The sequence below is a fragment of the Conexibacter woesei DSM 14684 genome (assembly GCF_000025265.1).
In the GTDB taxonomy this organism is placed as follows: Bacteria; Actinomycetota; Thermoleophilia; order Solirubrobacterales; family Solirubrobacteraceae; genus Conexibacter; species Conexibacter woesei.
Genome location: NC_013739.1, coordinates 1,364,018 through 1,387,734, shown reverse-complemented (window position 1 = coordinate 1,387,734; position 23,717 = coordinate 1,364,018). Strand labels below are relative to the sequence as shown.

Below are 23,717 nucleotides of genomic sequence, written 5' to 3'. Positions count from 1 at the left end.
CGGCCTTGTCTAACCCTCAGGTCGAGGGTTAGATACAGGGGTCGGCAGCAGCGCGTCGAGCAGCTTCGCGCTCGCCGCCTCCAGCGCCGCGCGCTCGTCCGGATCGAGTGCCGCGAGCAGCTCGTCCTCGAACGCCGCGCCGCGCTCCAGGCCGTCTCTCAACAGCTCGCTGCCCTTGCGCGTGATCACGACGACGTGGCGGCGGCGGTCGGCAGGATTGCGCGTGCGCTCCGCGAGACCGGCCTCTTCGAGGTCGTCGATCAGCCCGACCATGACGTTCGGATCGATGTCGAGCATCCGGCTCATCTCCTGCTGCGAGAGCGACGCCCCCTCGGCGATGACCGCGAGCACGTGGAAGTGGCGCGACTTGACGCCGAGCGAGGAGAGCGCCCGGTCGACGGCGATGTCGACGAGCTTGCCGAGCTTGATCAGCCGGTAGCTGGCGAGCCCGCGCAGCGGCGAGGCGACGCGGGCGGACGGGGACTCGGAGGTGGCGAATGCCATCGGATCCAGCGTACTGGAGATATGCAGTAGTGCAGGCCTATTGTAGGCGATCTAGATCGTATGCTAGACATATTAAGTGGCTCGCCGACGATTTCCGCCGGGTCGCCCGCACCTCGACGCGAAAGGCCTCCCCGCCATGTTCAACGCGCTGTCCCGCCTCGCCACGCGCCGGCCGCGGGCCGTCCTGCTCGCGACCATCGTGCTGTTCGCCGCGGCGCTCGCCGCGGGCTCGGGGCTCGCGGACCGGCTCGGCAACGGCGGCACCGACGACCCGGCCTCGGAGTCTTCGCGCGCCGCGGCGGTCCTCGACGCGCGCTTCCCCGCCAGCCGCCCGAACCTGACGCTGCTGCTCGATGCCGGCGCCCGCGGGGTCGACGACGCGGCGGTCGCGCGGCAGGGGCGGGCGCTGGCCGCGAGGCTGGCCGCCGAGCCGGGCGTCGCCGCGGTCTCGTCGTATTGGCAGACAGGCGCGCCCGGGATGAGATCGCGCGACGGCGAGCGGGCGCTGCTCGTGGCGCGCCTGGCCGGCGACGAGCGCGCCCAGGACGACGCGTTCAGACGGCTCGCGCCCGCCTACCGCGGCGCGCACAACGACGTCGAGGTGCAGCTCGGCGGACGCTCGGCGCTGCGAGCCGAGCTGCAGAGAACGATCAGAGACGACCTCCTCAGAGCCGAGCTGATCGTGCTGCCGATCACGCTCGCGATCCTCGTGCTCGTCTTCGGCAGCGCGGTCGCCGCGCTGCTCCCGCTCGGCGTCGGGATCATCGCGATCGTCGGCACGATGGCGGTCCTGAGAGCGATCACCGGCTTCACCGACGTCTCGATCTTCGCGATGAACCTGACGACGGCGCTCGGGCTCGGGCTCGCGATCGACTACGGGCTGCTGATCGTGCGGCGCTACCGCGAGGAGCTGGCCGGCGGCGCCGAGCCGCGCGCGGCCGTCGCGACGACGCTGGGGACCGCCGGGCGCACCGTGCTGTTCTCCGCCGTCACGGTCGCGATCGCGCTCGCGTCGATGCTCGTCTTCCCGCTCTACTTCCTGCGCTCGTTCGCCTACGCCGGCATCTCGGTCGTGCTGCTCGCAGCGGCCGCCGCACTGATCGTGCTGCCGGCGCTGCTGACGGTCCTCGGCCCGCGCGTCGACGCGCTCGACGTGCGCAGGCTGCTGCCGGGCCGGCGCCGGCGCGCAGCGCGAGCGAGCCGCGCGGCTGCGGGCGGGGTGGCGCCGGGCGGCGCGGCTGCGGGCGGGGCAGCGGCGGGCGGCGCGGCTGCGGGCGGCGCGGGCGCGGCGGGCGGGGCCTGGTACCGCCACGCCGAGCGCGTGATGCGCCGCGCGCCGGCCGTCTTCGTCGCGACCGTCGCGCTGCTCGTGCTCGTCGGGCTGCCGTTCCTCGGCGTCGAGTTCGGCACCGCCGACGACCGCCAGCTGCCGGCCGGGGCCGAGCCGCGCCTCGTCTCCGACGCGCTGCGCAGCGGCTTCGACGGCAACCCGGGCGGCGGGCTGCACGTCGCCGCGCAGCTGCCCGGCGGCGCGAACGGCGCGGACGGACGGGCCGCGCTCGCCGCCTACGCGACGCGCGTCTCGGCGCTGCCCGGCGTCGAGCGCGTCGAGGCGCCCGCCGGCTCCTACGCCGGCGGCCGGCTCGTGCGACCCGCCGCCGATCCCGCCCGCACCAACGGGAACGTCGCAAGCCTCTCGATCGTCCCCGCCACGACGGTCGCCGACAGCACCGCCGCGAGCATGCGGCTGGTGAACGCGGTGCGCGCGCAGGAGGGCGACGGTCTGCGCACGCTCGTCGCCGGGCCGGCGGCCGACGTCGCCGACACGCGTGCGGCGATCGGCGCGAAGCTGCCGATCGCGATCGCGATCGTCGCGCTCGCCACGCTCGTGATCGTCTTCCTGCTGACGGGGAGCGTCGTGCTGCCGCTGCAGGCGGTGTTCGCGAACGCGCTCAGCCTCACCGCGATGCTCGGCGCGATCGTCTTCGTCTTCCAGGACGGCAACCTCGGCGGCCTGCTCGGCTTCACCGCGACCGGCTCGATCGAGACCGCGCTGCCCGTGCTGATGTTCTGCATCGCGTTCGGGCTCTCGATGGACTACGGCATCTTCCTGCTCGCGCGCGCGAAGGAGGAGCACGATCGCAGCGGCGACAACCGCGTCGCGGTCGCGACCGCGCTGCAGCGGACCGGCGGCGTCGTGACCGCCGCCGCGGTGATCCTCGCGCTCGTCTTCGTCGCGATCGGGACGTCGCAGATCATGAACATGAAGATGATGGGACTCGGGATCGCGCTCGCCGTGATCATCGACGCGACGGTCGTGCGCTCCCTGCTGGTCCCGGCGATGATGGCGCTGAGCGGGCGCTGGACGTGGTGGGCGCCCGCGCCGCTGCGGCGGCTGCACGAGCGGATCGGGCTGCGGGAGGAGGCGCCGCCGCCCGCCGTCGGCGCGGCAGGCTGAGGGCCGGGTCCGTCAGGCGGCGCGGCCGATGCGCAGCAGCTCGCGCCACTCCTCCGGCTCGACCGTCGCGGGTTCCGTCGTGTCGACGAAGTCCTCCAGCAGCTCGATGAAGCGCGCCGGCTCGTCCACGTGCGGGAAGTGGCCGGCGCGCTCGAACACCTCCAGCCGGCTCGACGGCACGAGCGCGTGCGCGTCACGACCGTGCCGGACGGGGATGATCGCGTCGCGCTCGCCCCAGACGATCAGGAACGGGACGTGCTCGGCGAGGTAGAGGCGGTCGCGCGCGTCGACCCGCTGGCCGCCGGCGTCGACGATCGTGCGCAGCGTGTGGATGAACGCGGCGCGCGCGTCGCGGTCCGCCAGCGACGCGTGGCCGCGGGCGATCTCGGCGACGTCGGTGCCGGCCCGCAGGCCGACTCTGCCGAGCAGCGTCGCGGCGAGGCGGCCGGCGTCGAGCAGGTAGCGGTTGACGAGCAGCGGCAGCACGACGTCGGAGCCCGGCAGCGTCGAGGCGCGCAGCAGGATGCTGACCTCCCGCCCCAACCCGCCGCTGCCGACGAGCACGAGCCGCTCGCAGCGCTCCGGGAACTGGTAGGCGAGCTGCATCGCGACGCCGCCGCCGAGCGAGTGGCCGACGAACGTGGCGCGCTCGTGGCCGAGCGCGACGAGCAGGTCACGCACCCCGCTCGCGTAGGCGCCGAGCGAGTAGTCGCCGCGCGGCTTCGCCGAGCCGCCGTGGCCGAGCAGGTCCGGCGCGATCACGGTGAAGCGGCGCGACAGCGGCCCCATCACCGCGTCCCACGTCGCCGACGTCGAGGTGATCCCGTGCACGAGCACGATCACCGGCCCGCTGCCGCCGGCGCGGTAGGCGATCCGGTGGCCGTGCAGGCGCATCTCCTGCAGCTCGAAACGACCCATCCGATGACCGTACCCGCGCAGCGGCGCGCGCGAGCCGGTCGGCGTCAGCGCACCGAGACGCAGTCGATCGGCTTGCATCGAAAACCGTCGAACCGATAGCCTCGGCAGCATGCCCTTCGCCGTGACCGCGCCGCTCCGCCGCGAAGTCGAGCGCGCCTTCCCCGACCGTCCGTTCACGATCCGTTTCTGGGACGGCACCGAGGTGCCGTCCACCGCCCCCGGCGGGCCCGTCTTCACGGTCCGCTCTCCCGCCGCCGTCGCGCACGCGCTGCGCGCGCCCGGCCAGCTCGGCATCGGCCGCGCCTACGTCACCGGCGACGTCGCGGTCGACGACATCGACCTCGCGATGAGACTGCTGCAGACGTGGAAGCCGGCCGCGGTCGACGGCCGCACGCAGGCGAGGCTGATGGTCGCCGCCGCACGCGCCGTCGGCGTCACGCGCCCGCCGAGAAAGCCTGTCGCCGAGCTGATCCTCAGCGGCAAGCGTCACACGCGCGAGCGCGACGCGGAGGCGGTGCGCCACCACTACGACGTCTCCAACGATTTCTTCCGCCTCTTCCTCGGCGACGCGATGACGTACTCGTGCGCGATCTTCTCGCGCGGGGCGAGCACGCTCGAGGAGGCGCAGGAGACGAAGCTCGACCTCGTCGCCTCGAAGCTCGGGCTGAGAGAGGGCGAGCGCGTGCTCGACGTCGGCTGCGGCTGGGGCAGCTTCGCGCTGCACGCGGCCGAGCGCTACGGCGTCGAAGTCGTCGGGATCACCCTCTCCCCCTCGCAGGCGGCGCTGGCACGCGAGCGCGTCGCCGCGGCCGGCCTCTCCGATCGCGTCGAGATCCGCCTGCAGGACTACCGCGAGCTGGGTGGGGAGCAGTTCGACGCGATCTCCTCGATCGGCATGGTCGAGCACGTCGGCGAGACGCAGATCGACGAGTACGCGCGCGTGCTCGCGGCCGCGCTGAAGCCGGGCGGGCGGCTGCTCAACCACGGCATCACCCGCCAGCGCCACGGCGAGCCCGAGGCGGGGCCGTTCTCCGACCGCTACGTCTTCCCCGACGGCGAGCCGCTGCAGCTCTCGCGCGTGCTGCTCGCGCTGGAGCGGGCAGGCTTCGTGACCCAGCACGTCGACGGCTTCGCCAACGACTACGCCGAGACGCTGAAGCACTGGTACGAGCGGCTCGACGCGAACCTGCCGGAGGCGACCCGCCTCGCCGGCGAGGAGCGGATCCGCGTCTGGCGGCTGTACCTGCGCGCCGCCCGCAACGGCTTCCGCACCGGCTTCACCGGCATCTACCAGGTCCGCGCCCAGCTGCCCGCCGAGGACGTCCTGCCGGGCCAGACGCCGGCCGGCGCGGACGGGCGGCGGGAGACGGCTCAGGCGTAGCGGCGCAGGATCTGCGCGGCGCGCTCGCCGTAGCCGCCGCCGAAGAGGACGGCGTGGAGCAGGAGCGGGGCGAGCTGCCAGAGCGCGACGCGCTCCTGCGCGCCGGGGGCGAGCGGCGCGACCTCCTCGTAGGCGGCGAAGCAGCGCTGGTAGGGACCGCCGAAGAGGCGCAGCATCGCGAGGTCCAGCTCGCGATGCGCGCCGTGCGCGGCGGGGTCGATCAGCCACGGCCGTCCGGCGCGGTCGGTCAGCACGTTGCCGCCCCAGAGGTCGCCGTGCGCGCGGGCCGGCGGCTCCGGCGGGCCGGCCAGCGCGGGCATGCGCTCGATAACGCGGTCGAGGAGGGCTTCGGTTCCGGGCGGGAGCGCGCCGCGGTCGGCGGCGCCTCTGGCGAGCGGCAGCAGGCGCCGCGTCGCGTAGAACTCCGGCCAGTCGGGCGCGGGTGCGTTCGGCAGCGCCAGCGGGCCGATCCGGAGCGTGTCGGCGGGGCCGCCGAACTGCGGCGCACCGGCCGCGTGGAGCGCCGCGAGGCCGCGGCCGAGCGCCTCGTCGGCCGCCGCGGTGGCAGGGCCGGCGTCGATCCATTCGAGCGCGAGGAAGCGGGGCGCCACGGGAGCCGGCGACGCCGCGGGAGCGTGCGACGCCGCGGGAGCGTGCGACGCCGCGGGAGCGTGCGGCGCGGCGGGAGCGGGCGACGCCGCGCCGTCGCCGACCGCCAGCACGCGCGGGAGTGGGAGCGCGTCGGCGTCCGCAAGCCACGCCAGCCCCTCCGCCTCGGCGGCGTACCCTCCCACCGCGGCGTCGGCGCTCGTCTTGACGAACACGCGCTCCCCGTCCGCGAGCGTCGCCACGTACGCGTCGTTGAGGTCGCCGCGGGCGATCGGCGTCAGGCGGGCGACCGGGCGCCCGAGGGCGGTGGCGAGCGCGTCGGCGAGCGGTGCGCTCACGCTCGCGCGCGGCGCAGCTCGTCGAGCAGGCCCGCGCACGCCGCCTCGACGAGGTCGAGCACGTGCTCGAAGCCGTCGTCGCCGCCGTAGTACGGGTCCGGCACGTCGAGGTCGGGCGCCCCCGCGCTGGCCGGGTCGAACTCGCGCAGAAGCCGCACCTTCGCGGCCGCCTCCGCGTCCGGCGCCAGCCGGGCCAGGTTGCGGACGTTGTCGCGGTCCATCGCGATCAGCAGGTCGAAGGCGCCGAAGTCACGTGCCGAGACCTGCTGCGCGACGCTCTGCATCGCGAACCCGCGCACGCCAGCCGCGGCGGTCGCGCGTGCGTCGGGCGCGTTGCCGACGTGCCAGCCGCCCGTGCCCGCGCTCTCGATCGTCACCTCGCCGGCCAGCCCGGCGTCGGCGACGAGCCGCGTCATCACCGCCTCCGCCGTCGGCGAGCGGCAGATGTTGCCCATGCAGACGAACAGGATCCGCGTCACGGGGTCAGCACCCCGGTCCCCAGCGGCGCGGCACCACGGCAGCCGGGGCCGGCGCACGTCCGCATCGCCCGCAGCGCGGCCGACAGCCGCGCGAGCCGCTCGGGCGGCGCCTCCGCGGCGATGTTGTCCAGCTCGTCGGGATCCACCCGGCGATCGTAGAGCTCGCGCTCGCCGTCGGCGTACTCGACGTAGAGAGCGTCGCGCGTGCGCAGCGCCTCGTACGTCGGCGGGTTGCCGCTGCCGCGCTCCGGGAAGTCCGGGTCCGCCGGCGAGGTCACCGTCCCGCGATGCTCGATCAGCGCCGCCTCGCGCCATTCGGCGACCGGGCTCCCATGCAGCAGGGGCACGAGGCTGCGCCCGTCCACGCCCGCCGGCGCGACCGCCCCGCCCAGCTCCGAGAAGGTCGGGCAGAGGTCGACGTTCTCGGCGATCTCGGACACCGTCGCCCCCGCCGGCACCCCCGGCCCTGCGACGATCAGCGGCACGCGCACGTCGGCGTCGTACGCCGTCAGCTTGCCGGGCGTGAGGCGGTGCTGACCCATGTGGAAGCCGTTGTCGGAGCTGAAGACGACGTACGTGCTGCGGGCGACGCCGAGCCGGCGCAGCTGCTCGCGCAGCCGGCCGATCGCGCGGTCGACCGCCTGCACGGAGCGGACGCGCTCGCGGAAGAGGTCGTCGATCCGCCACTGCTGCGCGGCGGTCAGCGGCGGGTGGCCGCGCAGCCAGCGCGGCTTGTCCGAGAGGTCGGCCTCGTCGAACGACGCGGTCCGCGGCGCCATCGCGTTGCCGAAGCGGTCCTCGTCGCGCGGCGCCGGTGTCGCCGGCGTGTGCGGCGCGAACGTCGACAGCTGCAGCAGGAACGGCTGCCCCGCCGCGACCGCGCCGGAGACGAAGCCGATCGCGTCGCGGCGCAGCACGTCGGTCAGGTAGTCCTGCGCCGCGTGGCCGCGCCGCTCGACGCCCTCGCCGCTCGTCAGCCGGTAGCCGTAGCCGGGATAGCCGTTGCCCGCGACGCGCCAGTCGGTCCAGCCCGGCGGCACGTACGGGCGGCCGAGCGCGTCGCGCACGCGCCCCGGGCTGTACTGGTTCATGTACTTGCCCATCAGCGCGGTGCGGTAGCCGGCCGCCTGCAGCGCGGTCGCGAACGTCGCCTGCTCCAGCCCCCGCGCGCGGAACGCGAGGAAGCCGCCGTCCGCGCCGCTGTTGCGGTAGATGCCGGTGTTGTGCGGATATCTGCCCGTCAGGATCGACGCGCGCGACGGGCAGCAGAGCGAGTCGGTCACGACGTAGTCGGAGAAGGTGACGCCGTCGCGCCGCAGCCGCTGGACGTTCGGCATGTGCTCGACGAGATCCCACGACAGGTCGTCGGCGAGCACGAAGACGATGTTCGGCTGCGCGGGCGGGGCGACCTGCGCGCCGGCCGGGCGCGCGGCGAGCATGCAGAGCAGTGCGGCCGCGGCGAACGCGGCCAGGGAGGCACGGCCGGCCTTCATCTCGCTCCAAAATAGGGCAACCGCTTCAACCCCGCAGCGCGCAGCACCGTGCCGTGGATCTGCGCGAGCAGACGCAGGTGCTCGGACGCGACGTTGTCCCGCTCGCCGGGGTCCTTGCGCAGGTCGTACAGGCCGCGGCCTCTGTTGTTGCCGTCCGCGATCAGCGCCCAGCGGTCGTCGCGGTAGTACCAGTGGTTGGCGTAGCCGCCGAACCAGAACGGCCGCGGGGTCGCGGGCGCCCCACCGCTCAGCAGCGGCGAGAGGTCGGCCCCGTCCATCCGCTCCGGCCGCGGCACACCGGTCATCGCCAGCAGCGTCGGGCCGACGTCGTGCGGCGAGGCGAAGTAGCCGCTCGTCGTGCCGGCGCCGCGGCGGTCGGGCGCGCGCAGCAGGAACGGCACCTGGATCAGCTCCGGGTGCAGCTGCAGCGCCGGCTTGCCCGTCCAGCCGCGGTCGCCGAGCACGATCCCGTGATCGCTGAGCAGGACGATCGCGGTGCTGTCGGCGAGGCCGGCGTCGTAGAAGCGGCCGAGGAAGTGGCCGAGCCAGGCGTCGGTCTGCGTGACTGCCGCCGCGTACAGCTGCGGCAGCCGGCGCAGCTCGTCGCCGGTCAGGTATCTCGCCGGCCGGTAGCGGACGTTGCCCGGCTCGTTCGCTCTGTAGCCGTCGTCGCCGTACATGTCGCGGTACTTGCGCACCGGCGCCCACGGCTCGTGCGGGTCGAAGCAGTCGACGACGAGCGCGAACGGCTTCTTCGAGCGCTGGGCGCTGCCGAGCACGTCGAGCGCGTGCGAGAAGACGCGCGCGCAGCACTGCTCGCGCTCGTCGCGCGCGCCGCCGAGGTTCGCGAGGTGCTGGCGCATCCCGCTCACGTAGCCGTCCGTCTGCATGTCGCGCGGAAGCCAGTGGCGGGCGGACGCGAGCGAGACGGTCGACGCCGGCCGCAGCGCGCCGACCTGACCGCCGATCCGCATGAAGCGGTCGACGCCTCTGCGCAGCGGCTTCCACGCCGAGGCGAACGCCAGGAACGGGTTGTCGGTCACGTAGCCGGTCCAGTAGCCGTGCGCTCTCAGCGCTCTGAGCCACGTCTGCTCGCTCCACCCGAGCCCGGTCCAGCCGGGACTGTCGGGCAGGTTGCGCGTCGGCCTCCACGTCGTCCACGGGTAGACGCGGCGGCTCGTCAGGAGCGAACGGCGCGCCGGCACTGTCGGCATCGCCTCCGGGAAGGCGCGCGTGAAGCGCACGCTCTCGCGTGCGAGCGCGTCGATGTTGGGCGTTCTGATCCACGCGTTCCCGTTCGCTCCGACGTGGTCGTAGCGGAGCGAGTCGAGCACGAGCACGAGCACGTTGGGACCGGCCGCCGCCGCGGCCGCGCGGGCGCGGGCGGGCGGGACATGTGCCAGCAGCGCGCCGCCGGCGACGCCCGCGCCGGCCGCCCCGAGCAACGTGCGGCGGTCGATCCTCTGCTCCATCGAGCGTTGCGACACGCCAGCTCGCTCAAAGGTGCGGTCGGTGGACGGACGGGGCAGCCGCGCGCGCTGCGGGTATCACCGGGGCGTGCCCGCTCCCACGGAACCGACCGTCCCGAGCGACGCCGCGCTCGCGGCGCGCGAGGTCGACGTCGCGCTGCGCGACGGCGCGCCGATCCGCGTGCGGCCCGTCCACGCCGACGACCTGCCGGCCGTCCGCGCGTTCCTCGAATCGCTCTCTGCCGACTCGCGCCGCCTGCGCTTCTTCACGCCCGCCGCGGACCTCGCCGCCGCCGCGCGCTGGGCGGCCGAGGTCGACCGGCACGAGCGCGACGGGCTGCTGGCGCTGACCGGCGACGGCGAGATCGTCGGCCATGCCGCGTGGGCGCGGATCGACGCCGACAGCGCCGAGGTCGCGTTCGAGGTCGCCGAGCCGATGCGCGGCCGCGGGCTCGCGTCGATCCTGCTCGCGCACCTCGCCTTCGGCGCGCGAGCGCAGGGGATCGGCACGTTCGTCGCCGAGGTGCTGCCCGAGAACCACAAGATGCTCGGCGTCTTCCGCGAGAGCAGACTGCCGTTGCAGGTCTCCGCCGAGCCGGGCGTGCTGACCGTCCAGATGCCGACCGCGTTCACCGACGAGGCACGCGAGCGCTTCCGCCGGCGCGAGCGGATCGCGGCCGTCGCCGCGATGGACGCGGTGCTGGCGCCCGCCTCGATCGCGGTGCTCGGCGCGACGCACGACGCGGCGACGATCGGCGGCGCCGTCTTCGCGAACCTCGTCGCGTCCGGCTACACCGGCGCGCTGCACGCGGTCGAGCGCCGTGGCCGTGCGATCGGGTCCCACCGCTGCTACCGCTCGCTCGACGAGGTCCCCGACGAGATCGACCTCGCCGTGCTGGCGGTCCCCGCGGGCGAGGTGCTCGGCGCCGCGCGCGCCTGCGGCGAGCGCGGCGTGCGCGCGCTCGCGGTGCTCGCGGCCGGCTTCGCCGAGAGCGGTCCCGACGGCGCCGCGCGCCAGCGCGAGCTGCTGCGCGCATGCCGCGGCGCGGGCATGCGGCTGGTCGGCCCCAACTGCCTCGGCGTGCTCAACACCGACCCGCGCGTGCGGCTCGACGCGACGTTCGCCCCGAGCCATCCGCCGGCCGGCGGGATCGGGCTGCTGTCGCAGAGCGGCGGCGTCGGGATCGCGCTGCTGGAGCAGGCGCGCGCGCTCGGGATCGGCGTCTCGACGTTCGTCTCGGTCGGCAACAAGGCGGACCTGTCCGGCAACGACTTCCTCGAATGGAGCGAGCAGGACGAGCGCACGAGAGCGATCCTCCTCTATCTGGAGTCGTTCGGGAACCCGCGCAAGTTCGCTCGCATCGCGCGGCGCGTCGGCCAGCGCAAGCCGATCGTCGCGGTCAAGGCGGGACGTACCGCGGCCGGAGCGCGCGCGGCCTCCTCGCACACCGGCGCGCTGCTGGCCTCCTCCGAGCTGGCGGTCGCCGCGCTCTTCCGCCAGGCGGGCGTGTTGCGCGTCGACACGCTCGGCGAGCTGTTCGACCTCGCCGCGCTGCTGGAGCGCCAGCCGCTGCCGGCCGGCCGGCGCGTCGCGATCGTGACGAACGCCGGCGGTCCAGGGATCCTCGCCGCCGACGCGTGCCAGGCGGCCGGGCTGGAGCTGCCGCGGCTGCCGGAGCCGCTGCGGCGCCGGCTCGCCGCGATCGTGCCGGCGAGCGCGGGACTGGCGAACCCCGTCGACCTGCTCGTCGACGCGACGCCGCAGGCGTTCGCCGGCGCCGTCGAGGCGATCGGCCGCGCGGGCGCGGTCGACGCGGTGATCGCCGTCTTCGTGCCGCGCCCGTTCGCCCGCGCCGAGGAGGTCGCCGGCGCGCTGCGCGACGCCGCCGGCGCGCTCGCCGGCCGGCTCCCGCTGCTGCCCGTCTTCATGACGGGCGAGCGGCTCGGCGGCCCGCTGCCGAGCTTCCGCTACCCCGAGGACGCCGCACGGGCGCTGGCACGCGCGGCCGAGCACGCGCGCTGGCGCAGAGCGCCGCGCGGGCACGTGCCGCGACTCGACGGCGTGCGCGGCGACGAGGCGTCGGCGATCGTCGCGCGGGCGCTCGCCGAGCAGCCGGGCGGCGGCTGGCTCGACGCGCTCGCGACGCACGACCTGCTCGCCTGTCACGGCCTGCCGCTGCCGTCGCAGCGGGTCGTCCGCAGCCCGACCGCCGCCGCGCGCGCGGCGAGCGAGCTCGACGGGCCGGTCGCGCTGAAGGCGCTCGCGCCGAAGATGCTGCACAAGTCCGAGCGCGGCGGCGTCGAGCTGGGGCTCTCGGGACCGTCGGCGACGCGCCGCGCGGCGCAGCGGATGCGCGAGCGGTTCGCGACGGACCGCGACGCGCTCGACGGCTTCCTCGTCCAGCGGATGGCGCCGACCGGCCTCGAGCTGCTCGTCGGCTCGACGACCGACCCGCTGTTCGGCCCGGTCGTCGCGTGCGGCGCCGGCGGCCGGGCGGTCGAGCTGCTGAGAGACGTCGCCGTGCGGCTCGCGCCCGTGACCGACCGCGGCGCGCGCAACATGCTGCGCGAGCTCGGCACGTTCCCGCTGCTGGAGGGCTACCGCGGCTCCGAGCCCGTCGACGTCGAGGCGCTGGAGGAGGTCGTGCTGCGCGTCAGCGGGCTGGTCGACGCGCACCCCGAGGTCGTCGAGTTGGACTGCAACCCCGTCGTCGTGCACGCCGGCGGCGCGGTCGTCGTCGATGCGCGCGTGCGGGTCGTGCCGAGCGCGCCGCCGGTGCCGACGCCGGCGCTGCGGCGCTGAGCTATCTGCGCGCCGCGACCGCGCGCACGTAATGGGCGACCGCCTCCGCGCGGTTGGCCGCGTGCAGCTCGCGCAGGATCTTCTTCACGTGCCACTTGACGGTCGACTCCGAGAGGAACAGGCGCGTGGCGATCTCGGCGTTGCCGAGCCCCTCCGCCATCAGCCCGAGCACCTCGTGCTGGCGCGCGCCGAGCCGCCGCTCGAACGCCTCCTCGCCCGCCGCCGCCGGCGGCCCGGCGGCGACCAGCTCGGCCGCGAGGCGCTCCGCCACGTCGGCCGCGCTGCGCAGCTCGGTGACGTCCTGCACCGTCCCGACGAGCGCCTCCGCGACGCCGTTCTCGTCGCAGACGATCTCGGCGTGGAGATGGACGTAGCGGAGCCGGCCGTCGGTCCGCAGCAGGCGGTAGTCGACCGACGCCGGCAGCGGCACGAGCGCCGCGTGCACGAGCGCCGCGCGCAGCCGCTCGCGGTCGTCGGGGTGGGCGTAGGCGGCGAGCATGTTGGCGTTCGGCTCGTCGGGATCGTGGACCGCGCCGTGGAGCGCGACGAGCTGCGGCGACCACGTCATCCGGCCGCTCGCGAAGCGCCACTTCCACGTGCCGACGCCGGCGAGCCGCTCGACGTCCAGCTCGTCGTGCGCCGCGACGCTCCAACCGGTCAGGCCGCTGCACTCGACCACGACCGCCCCGCCGATCACCGCGCCCGCGCGCAGCAGCGGCGCCGCCGACAGCGTCAGCGGCATCACCATCCCCTCTTTTGTGCGCCAGGCGGTGCGGCGATCGCCGAGTGGACGGCCGGCCGTGACGGCAGCGAGCAGCTCGTCGACGCGCACTTCCGAGCGCTCGGACACGAGCATCGCCAGCGGCGCGCCGACGCCTGCCGCGGCCGGCCAGCCGAGCAGCGACTCGGCGTCGGGCCCCCACGCGGTGATGCGGCCGTCGAGGTCGATCGCGATCTCGGCGCGGTCGTGCAGCTCGCTGCGCATCAGCGTCGGCGCCGCGGCGGCTGACGGTTCGAGGTCGCGGTGGGCGAGCGCGAACATCACGGTCGCGGCGTGCTCGCCGGTCATGACCGTCGCGCGCTCGACGCGCCGCCGCGCCTCGCGCTCGATCACCGGGACGAGACGGTCGCGCGCCGCCGACAGCACCTCGGGCGCAGTGTCGCCGGGAACGACGACGAGGACCATGTCCTCGACCACGAGCGTCCGCGCGTGCTGGACGCCGGCCGCGTCGTCGCCGAGATCGGCCGTCGCGGCGGCCACCGCCGCTGACAGACGGACGTAGCTGATCGGCCCGGGGTCCGCAGCGGACCGGGCGTCACCGGGAGCCATCGTGCAACCCTACCGCACCGCCGATTAGTCAAATGTTCCTGCGTAGAGCGAAGTTCGACCATTCGGGTGGTGCGTGACTATCCCTCGGTGGTGCGAGCGATCGTTAGCTTTGAGAAGGAATGCGAATCATGGACGACGAGCACGGCACAGATGCCAAGCGCGGCCCGCGTTGGCGGCTCAGCTTCCCGGCGGACGGCTCCGCCGTCTTCGAGCTGACGACCGCTCTCGACGCGAGCGCGACGCGAGCGCTCGCCGCGCGGATCGCCGAGCTGGCCGCGCACGAGCGGCTCGGGCTCGTCATCGACCTGACGGCGGCCGGCGTGCTCGACGACGAGCAGCTCACGCAACTGCTCGTCGTCTACGGCGAGCTGACCGGACCGCTGGCCACCGACGGGTGCACGCCGAGCCCGGTGGTCGTCGTGACGCCGAGCGCGGATGCGCTCGCTCGGCGGTTCGCGAACGCGGGCGTGCCGTCCCACATCCTCCCCGTCGCCACGCCCGCCGGCGTACGTCCGGCGCTGCGCGCCGCCGCCCCGGCCGCGGCCGCCCGCCCGCTGATCGACGGCGACGGCGACGACCTCGGCGCGCGCTGCCGCCGGGCGATCGAGCGCGCGCTCGCGTCGTAGGCGAGCGCCGCCCGCCGCCCGCCGCGACAGTGCGGCGAGCCGTACCGACGTGCACGCGCCGCGTTCGTAGCATCGCGCGATGGCGCTCGAACGGATCCGCTATTCGGCGCTCGGCGTGGGCGCGCTGACCGCCCTGTTCGGCCTCGCGCTCGGCGCCGGCGTGCTCGCCGCGATCGGCGGCCTGCTCGCGCTGCTCGGCGCGGCCCTGATCGCCGCGCGGCGCGCCCGCGGCCGGCGCCGCGCCCGCTCGGCGCCTGCGCCGCATACGTGGGTCGCGGCCGGCGACGCGGGCGACGGTGACCGCCACGTCGCCGAGCTGGTCGCCGGCGAGCTGGTGCGCGTGCCGCTCGGCCCCGCCTGGAGCGACGTCGCCGCGATCGGCGTCGCCGGTCGCGACGAGGCGATCGTGATGCACGGCGCCGGCATGCTCGACGCCGACTCGCTCGTCGAGATCGGCTCGCTGACGAAGGTCTTCACCGGGATCCTGCTCGCCGACCTCGTGCACGAGGGGGTCGTCGCGCTCGACGACCCGCTCGACCGCTTCCTGCCCGGCGTGCGGCCGCGCGTCGGCGCGATCACGCTGCTCGACCTGAGCACCCACACGTCGGGGCTGCCGCGGCTGCCCGGCGCGCTCCTGCTCGCCGCGCTCGCCGCCGACCCGCCCGACCCCTACGCCGAGTGGGACGGCGCGCGGCTCGAACGCTCGCTGCGCTACGTGCGGCTGCGCCGCTCGCGCCGCTGGCGCTACTCCAACCTCGGCGCCGGGCTGCTCGGCCACGTGCTCGCGCGCGCCGCCGGGCGCGACTACGGCACGCTTGTCGTCGAGCGCGTCTGCAGGCCGCTCGGGATGACGCAGACCAGCATCGCGCCCGCGCCGGAGGACGAGTGGGCGATCGGCCACAACCGCGGCGGGCTGCCCGTTCCGCCGTGGCACATGGGCGCGTTCGCCGGCGCCGGCGGCCTGCGCTCGACCCCGCGCGACATGCTGCGGTTCCTGCGCGCGCAGCTCGACCCCACCGCGACGCCGATCGCCCCCGCGCTCGAGGCCGCCCAGCAGCCGCGCCGCGACGCGTCCGGCGGCGAGCGGATCGGCCTCGGCTGGATGGTGAAGGGCGAGCGCGCCGGCACCGGCGACGGCACCGGCGCGAGCGGTGCACGGGTCCACTGGCACAACGGCGCGACCGGCGGCTTCAGCTCGTTCCTCGCGTTCGACCGCGCGGCCGGCGCCGGCGCCGCGCTGCTGCTGAGCACGACGCTCGGCATGGCGACCGACCCGACCGGCTTCGGGCTCGTCGAGCGGCTCAGCGCAGCGCGGCCGGAAGCCGCCGCGTGAGCGCGCCCGGCAACGGCGGCCGCGGGAGCCGCGCCAGCTTCGCGTCGAGCAGCGCGGCGCGGGCGGCGGCGTCGCCCGGCACGCCGTGGACGGCGCCGCCGGGGAAGGTCGACGCGCTGCCGAGGTAGAGGCCGCCGAGCGGCGTGCGATACGGGCTCAGCGACGGGAGCGGGCGGAAGACGAGCTGGTCGAGCGCGTAGCTGCCGCCGCCGACGTCGCCGCCGACGAGGTTGCGGTTGCGCCGCTCGAGGTCCGGCGGCGCGAGCACGTGGCGGGCGAGGACGGCGTCGCGGAAGCCCGGCGCGAACCGCTCGACGTGCGCCTCGACCGCCTCGACCGCCGCCGCGACGTCGACCGTCTCGGGCACGTGCGTGTACGCCCACGCCGTGTGCTTGCCCGCCGGCGCGCGCGTCGGGTCGGCAAGCGACTGCTGGCCGAGCAGCAGGAACGGCCGCTCGGGCAGCCGCCCCGCCTCGACCTCCAGCAGCGCGGCGCGGATCTCGGCGCCCTCGCCGCCGACGTGGACGGTGCCGGCGCGGCTGACGTCCGCCGCCTCCCACGGGATCGGCCGCTCGAGCGCCCAGTCGAGCTTCAGCGTCGGCTGTCCGGCGCGGAAGCGCAGCAGCTTGCGCACGTAGCCGTCGGGGAGCGCGTCGCCGGCGAGCTGCACGAGTGCGCGCGGCGTCGTGTCGAGGATCACGATCGGCGCCTCCGCCCGCGAGCCGTCCGCGAGCGCGACGCCGGTCGCGCGGCCGCCGGCGGCGTGCACCGCGGTGACGAGCGCGTTCGTGCGCGTCTCGCCGCCGAGCGCCCGCAGGTGCCCCGCGAGCGCGTCGGTCAGGCGCGCCGCGCCGCCCTCCGGGCTCGGCCAGCCGACCGCGTGCCCGAGCAGGTTGAGGTAGAGACCGGAGATCGCGCTGCCGGCGCCGGTGACCGGCACGTCGCCGTGCATCGCCGCGCCGAACAGCCAGGCTGCGGAGGCGTCGCTTCTGAACAGCTCGCCGGCCAGCCCCTCGGCCGAGCCGAGCAGCAGGCGCGAGAACTCCAGCATGCCCCCGAGCCCGAGGCCGGCGAGCAGCTTCGCGCCGCCGGCGAGCGGCGGGAAGCCGCCGAGCATCGTGTCGCGCAGCGCGGGGAAGCGGCGCAGGTACGGCTCGGCCAGCTCGGCCCAGCGTGCGCCGTCGCCGGGCGCGAGCGCGTCGAGGCTCGCGGCGGTGACGTCGAGGTCGCGCGCGAGCAGCGCCGCACGGCCGCCTGCCAGCGGGTGCGCCATCGGCAGCTCAGGCTGGACCCAGCGCAGCCCGTGCTCGTGCAGTGGCATGCGCGCGAAGACGGGCGAGGCGACCGCCGCCGGGTGGACGGAGGAGAAGACGTCGTGGTGGAAGCCGGGCAGCGTCAGCTCGGCGGTCGTGACTGCCCCGCCGAGCTGCTGCTCTGCCTCCAGCAGCAGCACGCCGCGGCCGGACTCGGCGAGCGCGATCGCGGCGGCGAGCCCGTTCGGTCCGGCGCCGACGACGACCGCGTCGAAGCGGTCGGCGCTCACGTCGGCGTCCCGGCGTGGCTCGCGGCATGGATCGCGAGCTGGTGCAGCAGGCTGTCCTCCGCGGCGCCCTCCCCCCAGAACGTGTGCTGCGCCTCCTCGCCGGCGTACTGGTACGCCTTGTCGAGATGCCACGGCATCTCGTCCCACGTGCCGGCGGCGCGCACGTACGCGGTGCCGCCGTGCGTGTAGAGCAGCAGCCGGTTGTTGCCGCGGCCCATGAAGTGGCCGGCGTGGGTCGTCAGGTCGAACGCGACGAGCGGCGTCGCGTCGTCGGGCACCGGCTGCGGCTCGTCGCGTCCGATCCGTGCCATCCCCTCGTTCAGCTCCGCCACGTAGGCGCGCAGCGGCTCGGGGTCGGCGTGCGTCAGCAGCCGTGTGATCGTGACGTAGCCGCGCGTGAAGATCGGCGCCTTCTCGACCGGCTGCGCGACGACCTCGATCTCGAACGTCTGGTTCGCGAGGCCGCCGCTGCGCAGCGGCGTGAAGCGGCCGATCGCGGTCGCGTAGTCGGGCCACGTCTCGGGCTGCGTCAGCGCCGCGACGATCGCGTCGGCATCGGGGACCGCGACCGGCGCGTAGGTGTGCCAGACCTGCTCGGCCTGCGGCTTGGCGGCCGGCGTCAGCTCGCCGAGCTTGGCCAGCTCCAGCCGCTTCTCCGGTACGTACGCCGCCTTCTCCGCCGCGGTCTCGAACGCGATCCCCCAGCCGCGGCGCGCGTCGTCGGCGTAGGCGGCGGGGAACCAGTCGCCGAGCAGGTTCGACGCGCCGTTGAACAGCTGCGGGCGGTCGAGCGTGCCGCGCGAGCCGCGCGCGACCGACAGCCGCCGGCGGCCGAACGCCTTGTGGAACGCGAACATGTCGTGCGCCCGCAGGCGGCGTCCGCCGAGCCGGTGCCAGCGCGTCGTGACGATCGCGAACGCGAGCCGCAGGTCGTCGACGTCGCGTTCGGCGGGCTCCCGCGCGTAGTAGGCGGCGTTGAGGAAGTCGGTCACCCAGCCGGCAGCGTCGGGCGCGGCGATCGAGGAGCCGGTCATGCGCGCGAAACGGGCCTGGTCGGAGCGCAGCAGCCGGCGCGCGACGAGCCCCGCGCCGACCGTTCCCGCGACCGCGGCCGCGGTGCGCTTCGTCGTCGTGCTCGTCATCTGGGGACCTCCAGTCGGTGCGGGACGCTGTGCCTTCGACCCTAGTACCCGGTCCTGGCCGCGGAGGTGCGCCGGAGCACACGCGGCGACGGATCCGTAGTCCGCACGGATCGCCGACCGTGGTCGGCGCGCCTGCGCGCGCACCGCCGCTGCGGCTATCGTCGGAGCCGTGACCGAGACCGACAGCGACGGCGCGCATGGCGCGCAGATCCGCGTCGTGATCGCGGACGACCACCGCGTCGTCCGCAGCGGGCTGCGGATGGTGCTCGACGCCGAGCCCGACATCGCCGTCGTCGCCGAGGCCGGCGACGTGCCGTCCGCCGAGCGCGCGGTGCGCGCCCACCATCCGCACGTGCTCGTGCTCGACCTCAACATGCCGGGCGAGCAGAGCCTGCCGGCGATCCCGCGCCTCGTCGCCGAGCTGCCGGAGACCGCCGTCGTCGTCCTGACGATGCAGCAGGATCCCGCGTTCGCGCGCGAGGCGCTGCGCTCGGGCGCGCGCGGCTACGTGCTGAAGGAGGCGGCCGACGACGAGCTGGTCCAGGCGGTGCGCCTCGCGCGCGAGGGCCGCACGTACCTCAACCCCGAGCTCGGCGCGCGGATGGCGGCCGAGCCGCCGCCGAGCGGCCCGCCCGACGATCTGACCGCGCGCGAGCTGGAGGTCCTGCGGCTGATCGCGCTCGGCCACACGAACGCCGAGATCGCGCAGCAGCTCTTCCTCAGCATCCGCACCGTCGAGTCGCATCGCGCGCACATCCAGCAGAAGGTGCGCCGCTCGTCGCGCGCCGAGCTGGTCCGCTACGCGCTCGACCACGGTCTGATGGACGCGACGGCACCCGGCTCCGGCCCTGTCTGACGGGATCGCGCGCGTTCGTTCGACAGGCCGCCGCGTGACGTGGTTCATTGGTGGATGCCTAGCGCTGAGCATTCAGCGCGTAGAACATTCGGACCGGGACTAGAAGCCGGCGCAGGCGCGAGCGAGCATGCGCCAGGATGCCCACACTCACGCTCCTCACCCCAACGACGGCTCCCGATGACCTCGGCGGGGCCGAAGCGATGGGCGCCATGCTGCGCCAGCTGCGGACCCGCGCCGGCATAACGCAGCGCGAGCTCGCGGCGCGCGACGGCCTCCACCGCAACTACCTCGGCGCGCTCGAGCGCGGCACCGTCGCGAACCCCGGCCTGGCGACCGCGACCCGGCTCGCGCGCGCACTCGACGTCAGCGTCTCCGTGCTGGCCGAGAGCTTCGTCCGCCCGGCGCCCGCCGGCCGTACCGCCGTCCGGCGCGGCGGGGTCCCGGCGGCGGAGCGCGTGCCCGGAGCATCCGAGCCGGGAGCGCCGGCGCTCGGACGCGCACTGCGGCTGCTGCGACGCCGTCGCGAGCTGACGCGCGCGGCGCTCGCCGACGCGACCGGCATGCACAAGAACTACATCGGCAGCCTCGAAGAGGGCGCGATCGCGAGCCCCGGCCTGCTGACGCTGACGCGCCTCGTGCACGGCCTGCATGGCAGCGCCGCGCGCGACACGGATGCGCTCGCGGCGAGCGTCGGCGTGCTCGCGTGCGTGTTCGCCGGCGAGCCGGTGCTCGTCAGGGTCGCGGCGTAGCGCCGCTGAGCGTCGCGCGGATCGTCGTGCCCGCGCCCGGTCTGCTCTGCACCGCGAGCGTGCCGCCCGCCAGCGCGACGCGCTCCTCCATCCCCAGCAGGCCGAAGCCGGCGCGCGGCGCCCCGACGTCGAAGCCGGCGCCGTCGTCGCGCACCGTCAGCTCGACGCAGCCGTCCCGCTCGGTCACGCGCACGTCGACCCGCTCGGCGCGCGCGTGCTTGACCGCGTTGGTCAGCGCCTCCTGGACGAGCCGGTAGACGGCCGTCTCGAGGTCGGGCGGGAGACGGCGCCGCTCGCCGTCGGCGAGCACGACCTCGCTCGTGACGACGATCCCCTCGACCGCCGCGACGCGGCCGGCCAGGCTCTCCAGCGCCGGCTCGAGGCCGAGCTCGTCGAGCGCCGCCGGGCGCAGCTCGGTGATCAGCGTGCGCAGCTTCTCGATCTCGGTCCCGATCTCCTCGACCGCGGCACGCACGGCGCCCTCCACCTGCGACGGCTCGCTGCTGCGGCGCAGCGCCGAGGACAGCAGCACCTGCAGCCCGCCGAGCCCCTGCAGCGTCTCGTCGTGCAGCTCGCGCGCCCAGCGGCGGCGCTCCTGCTCGGCCGCCGCCATCGTGTCGCGCAGCCGCTGCCGCTCGAAGCGGCCGGCGTTGTCGATCGCGACCGCAGCCCAGTCGGCGAGGATCACCGCCGCCTCCTCGTCGGCGGCGGCGAACTCGCCGCCCTCCTTGTCGGTCAGGTAGAGATTGCCCCAGGCGCGGCCGCGCACGACGATCGGGACGCCGAGGAAGCTGTGCATCGGCGGGTGGTGCGGCGGGAAGCCGTACGAGCGCGGATCGTCGCCGAGATCGGCGAGCCGCACCGGACGCGGGTCTCTGATCAGCACGCCGAGGATCCCGTGCCCGCGCGGCGGGTCGCCGATCAGGTCGCGGGTGGCTTCGTCGATCCCGCGCGTGAGGAAGCGCTCCAGCTCGGCGCGCGCCTCGTCGAGCACGCCGATCGCCGCGTAGCGGGCGCCCGTGACCTCGCGCGCGACGGCGACGATCTGCGCCAGCAGCGCCTCCAGGTCGAGCTGCTGCACGAGCGACCGGCCGACCGCGATCAGCCGCCGCAGGCGCGCTTCGTCAAGTGGCTCGTCCGCCATCCGGCCGGATTGAATCACCGCTGCGCGGCGCTCGGCTCGCCGCGCCCGGCGCCGCGCCGCGCCGCGCTGTCGGCCGGGCCGCGCCAGCGGCGGGTGACGTCGCGCGCGCGGTCGATCGCCGGCCGTTCGACCCAGCGCCAGCTGGCGGCGGCGACCGGGACCGTCAGCGCGAGCACGAGCACGAACGCCGGGAAGGTGTGCAGCGGCAGCAGGCCGAGGTGGCGGGCGACGAGCAGCAGTGGCACGTGCCACAGGTAGACGCCGTAGGAGATCGTCCCGAACGCGACGAGCGGGCGCAGCCGCAGCAGCGCGGTCCCGGCGCCGGCGCTGCCCGCCGCGACGGCGACGACGAGCGCGAAGCCGGCCGCCGCCGGCAGGTCGCGCCAGATCCGGTAGGCGTACGAGGTCGATCTGGAGGCGACGCCGTCGGCCTGCCAGAGCGCGTCGCCGAGCACGAGCAGCAGCCCCGCCGCGAGCAGCGCGTACGCGGCGGCGCGACGCAGCGGCCGGCGGCCGTCGAGCGCGAGCGCCGTCAGCATGCCGAGCGCGAAGTACGGCAGCATCGCGGGCAGCAGCTTGCCCGCGACGATCGAGCCGCCGCCCGCGATCCGGTGGTTCCACCAGACTCCGAACGCGAGCAGGCCGAGCGGCACCAGCGCCTGGACGACGCGGGCGCGCGGCAGCCGCAGCGCGAGCACGGCGACGAGCGGGAGCAGCAGGTAGAACGTCACCTCGACCGCGAGCGTCCACATCGGCGGGTCGAGCTTCATCACCGAGCCGACGTTGAAGTTCTGGCCGAAGACGAGGAACAGCGGCAGCAGCTCGGCGTCGGGCAGCCGGACGCCGGGCGTCTCCGCGGCCCCCCACAGCAGCACGATCGAGCCGACGAGCGCGAGGTAGTAAGCCGGCAGCACGCGCGCGCCGCGGCGGACGAGGTACTCGCGCGTGCCGGGGCGCGGCCGGCCTCCGCGGGCGGCGGCGGCGAACGGCCGCCACAGCAGGAAGCCCGACAGCACGAAGAACAGCACGAGCCCGAGCCGCAGCTCGTGCATCGCGTAGTCGAGCGCCGTCTCGCGCGCGCCGGCCGAGACGTCCACACGGGTGTAGAGCCAGGCGTGGAACGCCAGCACGGAGAGCGCAGCGAGGCCGCGCGCGCCGTCGATCGCGGCAGCGCGGCTCGTGGCGCGGTCGGCAGCGCGGCTCGTGGCGCCGTCCGCAGCGCGGCTCGTGGGTGCGAGAGAGCGGGAGGTCATGGTCCGGTCGGACGCCGTGCCCCACAGCAGCACCTCCTCAAGCGCACTGGGGCATCGGTCCGGCGGGAACCAGCGCGAAAGGCTAGCGCGACCGCGCCGTCAGCTCGCCAGGCAGCTCCGCGAGGCGCTCGCCGCCGGACAGCTGCGCGCCGTCCTCGTCGTCACTCGCGCCGCGCCGCCCGCGCGAGCAGGAGGCTCTCGCGGACGGTCGCGGAGTTCTACGGACCAGGTCTCATCCCCGTGGGGGGAAGATCCCTTGCAGCGCGATGATGAACGTCAGCACGAGATACGGCTGCATGTTGCTGTGCGGCAGGCCGCTGCCGCCGAATCCGACCGCCTCCTGCGCCATCGGCGTCAGGTTGGCGGTCGTGTCTCTCTGGTACGCGCTGCCGCCGGAGGAGCGTGCGAGCACGCGGTTGGGCGCCGGCTGCGTCAGGTTCGCGGCGTCGGCGGCGGCGGCGTTGAGCGTGTGGTTGTGCAGCGCGATCTCGCTCAGCAGCAGCTGGACCGTGTCGGTGCCGCCCGGGGCCCCCTGGTAGTAGTCGCCCTCGTTGGTCGCGTGCAGCGGCGCCCGGTCCTGCAGGTCGGGCAGCGCGAACGTCGACTTGCCGTCGCCGCCGTACATCGTCCCGAGCAGTGAGAAGAGGGCTGTGTTCTGCGAGATCGGCATCAGCTGGCCATTGCACAGCGCCCAGCCTTTCGGCGCGAAGTTGCCGGCGAAGATGCGGATCTCCGCGACGAAGGGATCGGTCACGGCAGCGTCCTTTCAGCCCTGAGTCGGGTAGATCCCGAAGAGCGAGATGATGAACCGGATCGGCAGGTACGGCTGGCGATTCTCGTGCGGCTGGCTGCCCCCAACCGACGTGATGGCGTTGGCGGCCATTCTCGCCCCGGGGTTGGTCTGCCGGTAGACCTGGATCGTCGACCCCGTCGCGAGCACGGCGCCGCCCGGGTTCGGTGTGCTGCCCGCGTCGGTGCTGCCCATCAGCGCATGCGTGTGGCTGCCGAGCTGGCCGGACGTCAGCGTGACCTCGGGCACGCCGCCCGTCTCGCCGATTATCCGCGGACTGGTGCCCGGCCCGGTGCCCTGGTGGAGCGCGACGCGGCCGCCGACGTTCGGCAGGCTGAACGTCTCCTGCCCGTCGCCGCCGTAGGTCGTGCCGATCAGGTTGAAGAGCACGTCGTACTCGGAGATCGGGAGCGTCTGGCCCTCGCAGAACATCCACCCGGCCGGCGCGAAGTTGCCGCCGAACATGCGGATCTCTCCGACGAATGGTTGAGACATCGAA

Annotated in this window: 20 protein-coding genes; 7 read left to right on the top strand and 13 right to left on the bottom strand. The window is 75.1% G+C overall.

Going from position 1 to position 23,717, the window contains the following annotated elements; translation table 11 throughout:
- Nucleotides 1-9: 9 nt before the first annotated feature.
- A complete protein-coding gene (locus CWOE_RS06575) occupies nucleotides 10-504 on the bottom strand; it encodes a MarR family winged helix-turn-helix transcriptional regulator (RefSeq protein ID WP_012932792.1) in 495 nt (164 codons plus the stop codon).
- A gap of 136 nt (nucleotides 505-640) precedes the next feature.
- Between CWOE_RS06575 and CWOE_RS06570 the strand changes: the two genes are divergently transcribed.
- The gene (locus CWOE_RS06570) at nucleotides 641-2,962 is read left to right on the top strand and encodes an MMPL family transporter (RefSeq protein WP_012932791.1); all 2,322 of its coding nucleotides are present in this window, start codon (nucleotides 641-643) and stop codon (nucleotides 2,960-2,962) included.
- Between the two features lie 12 nt (nucleotides 2,963-2,974).
- Here the strand turns inward: CWOE_RS06570 and CWOE_RS06565 are convergent, their stop codons facing one another.
- Nucleotides 2,975-3,880, bottom strand: a complete 906-nt coding sequence (locus tag CWOE_RS06565; RefSeq protein WP_012932790.1) for an alpha/beta fold hydrolase — start codon at nucleotides 3,878-3,880, stop codon at nucleotides 2,975-2,977.
- A 109-nt stretch (nucleotides 3,881-3,989) separates the two neighbouring features.
- Here CWOE_RS06565 and CWOE_RS06560 point away from each other — a divergent pair, with 109 nt between their 5' ends.
- The gene (locus tag CWOE_RS06560) at nucleotides 3,990-5,261 is read left to right on the top strand and encodes an SAM-dependent methyltransferase (protein ID WP_012932789.1); all 1,272 of its coding nucleotides are present in this window, start codon (nucleotides 3,990-3,992) and stop codon (nucleotides 5,259-5,261) included.
- On the opposite strand, the gene CWOE_RS06555 is transcribed toward CWOE_RS06560, so the two are convergent.
- The 4 genes from CWOE_RS06555 to CWOE_RS06540 are packed head-to-tail and all read right to left on the bottom strand — an operon-like array spanning nucleotide 5,252 to nucleotide 9,652.
- Complete coding sequence (locus CWOE_RS06555; RefSeq protein WP_012932788.1) at nucleotides 5,252-6,208, bottom strand: fructosamine kinase family protein; 957 nt, start codon at nucleotides 6,206-6,208, stop codon at nucleotides 5,252-5,254. The genes CWOE_RS06560 and CWOE_RS06555 overlap by 10 nt on opposite strands.
- On the bottom strand, nucleotides 6,205-6,687 hold the full coding sequence (locus CWOE_RS06550; RefSeq protein ID WP_012932787.1) for a low molecular weight protein-tyrosine-phosphatase: 483 nt from the start codon (nucleotides 6,685-6,687) through the stop codon (nucleotides 6,205-6,207). The genes CWOE_RS06555 and CWOE_RS06550 overlap by 4 nt, the downstream gene beginning before the upstream one ends.
- A complete protein-coding gene (locus tag CWOE_RS06545; RefSeq protein ID WP_012932786.1) occupies nucleotides 6,684-8,180 on the bottom strand; it encodes a sulfatase family protein in 1,497 nt (498 codons plus the stop codon). The genes CWOE_RS06550 and CWOE_RS06545 overlap by 4 nt, the downstream gene beginning before the upstream one ends.
- The gene (locus tag CWOE_RS06540) at nucleotides 8,177-9,652 is read right to left on the bottom strand and encodes a sulfatase family protein (protein ID WP_012932785.1); all 1,476 of its coding nucleotides are present in this window, start codon (nucleotides 9,650-9,652) and stop codon (nucleotides 8,177-8,179) included. Before CWOE_RS06540 ends, CWOE_RS06545 begins: the two co-directional genes overlap by 4 nt.
- Nucleotides 9,653-9,737: 85 nt before the next feature.
- Between CWOE_RS06540 and CWOE_RS06535 the strand changes: the two genes are divergently transcribed.
- Nucleotides 9,738-12,452: a bifunctional acetate--CoA ligase family protein/GNAT family N-acetyltransferase gene (locus CWOE_RS06535; RefSeq protein WP_012932784.1), complete on the top strand. Its 2,715-nt coding sequence runs from the start codon at nucleotides 9,738-9,740 to the stop codon at nucleotides 12,450-12,452.
- A 1-nt stretch (nucleotide 12,453) separates the two neighbouring features.
- On the opposite strand, the gene CWOE_RS06530 is transcribed toward CWOE_RS06535, so the two are convergent.
- Entirely contained in the window at nucleotides 12,454-13,782 is a 1,329-nt protein-coding gene (locus CWOE_RS06530) for a helix-turn-helix transcriptional regulator (protein WP_012932783.1), read from the bottom strand.
- 128 nt (nucleotides 13,783-13,910) lie between these two features.
- Here CWOE_RS06530 and CWOE_RS06525 point away from each other — a divergent pair, with 128 nt between their 5' ends.
- Together CWOE_RS06525 and CWOE_RS06520 are read left to right on the top strand one after the other, a co-directional pair.
- Nucleotides 13,911-14,408: a hypothetical protein gene (locus CWOE_RS06525; protein WP_012932782.1), complete on the top strand. Its 498-nt coding sequence runs from the start codon at nucleotides 13,911-13,913 to the stop codon at nucleotides 14,406-14,408.
- 79 nt (nucleotides 14,409-14,487) lie between these two features.
- Nucleotides 14,488-15,741 carry a serine hydrolase domain-containing protein gene (locus CWOE_RS06520; RefSeq protein ID WP_012932781.1) on the top strand — a complete coding sequence of 418 codons (1,254 nt, stop codon included), beginning with the start codon at nucleotides 14,488-14,490 and terminating at the stop codon, nucleotides 15,739-15,741.
- On the opposite strand, the gene CWOE_RS32540 is transcribed toward CWOE_RS06520, so the two are convergent.
- Both CWOE_RS32540 and CWOE_RS32535 read right to left on the bottom strand, forming a co-directional pair.
- The gene (locus CWOE_RS32540) at nucleotides 15,710-17,284 is read right to left on the bottom strand and encodes a phytoene desaturase family protein (protein ID WP_012932780.1); all 1,575 of its coding nucleotides are present in this window, start codon (nucleotides 17,282-17,284) and stop codon (nucleotides 15,710-15,712) included. The genes CWOE_RS06520 and CWOE_RS32540 overlap by 32 nt on opposite strands.
- A complete protein-coding gene (locus CWOE_RS32535; protein ID WP_012932779.1) occupies nucleotides 17,281-18,426 on the bottom strand; it encodes a hypothetical protein in 1,146 nt (381 codons plus the stop codon). The genes CWOE_RS32540 and CWOE_RS32535 overlap by 4 nt, the downstream gene beginning before the upstream one ends.
- A 169-nt stretch (nucleotides 18,427-18,595) precedes the next feature.
- Between CWOE_RS32535 and CWOE_RS06505 the strand changes: the two genes are divergently transcribed.
- Both CWOE_RS06505 and CWOE_RS30325 read left to right on the top strand, forming a co-directional pair.
- Complete coding sequence (locus CWOE_RS06505) at nucleotides 18,596-19,282, top strand: response regulator (RefSeq protein ID WP_012932778.1); 687 nt, start codon at nucleotides 18,596-18,598, stop codon at nucleotides 19,280-19,282.
- Nucleotides 19,283-19,482: 200 nt separating this feature from the next.
- Nucleotides 19,483-20,031 (top strand): helix-turn-helix transcriptional regulator, encoded by a 549-nt coding sequence (locus CWOE_RS30325; RefSeq protein WP_012932777.1) that lies wholly within the window; start codon nucleotides 19,483-19,485, stop codon nucleotides 20,029-20,031.
- Here CWOE_RS30325 and CWOE_RS06495 read toward each other — a convergent pair.
- From CWOE_RS06495 to CWOE_RS06480, 4 genes are all read right to left on the bottom strand, one after another.
- Complete coding sequence (locus CWOE_RS06495; RefSeq protein ID WP_012932776.1) at nucleotides 20,015-21,175, bottom strand: GAF domain-containing sensor histidine kinase; 1,161 nt, start codon at nucleotides 21,173-21,175, stop codon at nucleotides 20,015-20,017. The genes CWOE_RS30325 and CWOE_RS06495 overlap by 17 nt on opposite strands.
- 14 nt (nucleotides 21,176-21,189) lie before the next feature.
- The gene (locus tag CWOE_RS06490; protein WP_148260913.1) at nucleotides 21,190-22,428 is read right to left on the bottom strand and encodes an acyltransferase family protein; all 1,239 of its coding nucleotides are present in this window, start codon (nucleotides 22,426-22,428) and stop codon (nucleotides 21,190-21,192) included.
- Between the two features lie 232 nt (nucleotides 22,429-22,660).
- On the bottom strand, nucleotides 22,661-23,182 hold the full coding sequence (locus tag CWOE_RS06485) for a phage tail protein (RefSeq protein WP_012932774.1): 522 nt from the start codon (nucleotides 23,180-23,182) through the stop codon (nucleotides 22,661-22,663).
- Nucleotides 23,183-23,194: 12 nt separating this feature from the next.
- Entirely contained in the window at nucleotides 23,195-23,713 is a 519-nt protein-coding gene (locus CWOE_RS06480; protein WP_012932773.1) for a phage tail protein, read from the bottom strand.
- Between the last annotated feature and the right edge of the window lie 4 nt (nucleotides 23,714-23,717).

Bases quoted from the DNA above. Each gene is read 5' to 3' on its own strand.
- CWOE_RS06575 (WP_012932792.1), bottom strand. From the start codon at position 504: ATGGCATTCGCCACCTCCGAGTCCCCGTCCGCCCGCGTCGCCTCGCCG.
- CWOE_RS06570 (WP_012932791.1), top strand. From the start codon at position 641: ATGTTCAACGCGCTGTCCCGCCTCGCCACGCGCCGGCCGCGGGCCGTC.
- CWOE_RS06565 (WP_012932790.1), bottom strand. From the start codon at position 3,880: ATGGGTCGTTTCGAGCTGCAGGAGATGCGCCTGCACGGCCACCGGATC.
- CWOE_RS06560 (WP_012932789.1), top strand. From the start codon at position 3,990: ATGCCCTTCGCCGTGACCGCGCCGCTCCGCCGCGAAGTCGAGCGCGCC.
- CWOE_RS06545 (WP_012932786.1), bottom strand. From the start codon at position 8,180: ATGAAGGCCGGCCGTGCCTCCCTGGCCGCGTTCGCCGCGGCCGCACTG.
- CWOE_RS06540 (WP_012932785.1), bottom strand. From the start codon at position 9,652: ATGGAGCAGAGGATCGACCGCCGCACGTTGCTCGGGGCGGCCGGCGCG.
- CWOE_RS06530 (WP_012932783.1), bottom strand. From the start codon at position 13,782: ATGGCTCCCGGTGACGCCCGGTCCGCTGCGGACCCCGGGCCGATCAGC.
- CWOE_RS06525 (WP_012932782.1), top strand. From the start codon at position 13,911: ATGGACGACGAGCACGGCACAGATGCCAAGCGCGGCCCGCGTTGGCGG.
- CWOE_RS06520 (WP_012932781.1), top strand. From the start codon at position 14,488: ATGGCGCTCGAACGGATCCGCTATTCGGCGCTCGGCGTGGGCGCGCTG.
- CWOE_RS32535 (WP_012932779.1), bottom strand. From the start codon at position 18,426: ATGACGAGCACGACGACGAAGCGCACCGCGGCCGCGGTCGCGGGAACG.
- CWOE_RS30325 (WP_012932777.1), top strand. From the start codon at position 19,483: ATGGGCGCCATGCTGCGCCAGCTGCGGACCCGCGCCGGCATAACGCAG.
- CWOE_RS06495 (WP_012932776.1), bottom strand. From the start codon at position 21,175: ATGGCGGACGAGCCACTTGACGAAGCGCGCCTGCGGCGGCTGATCGCG.
- CWOE_RS06490 (WP_148260913.1), bottom strand. From the start codon at position 22,428: ATGACCTCCCGCTCTCTCGCACCCACGAGCCGCGCTGCGGACGGCGCC.
- CWOE_RS06480 (WP_012932773.1), bottom strand. From the start codon at position 23,713: ATGTCTCAACCATTCGTCGGAGAGATCCGCATGTTCGGCGGCAACTTC.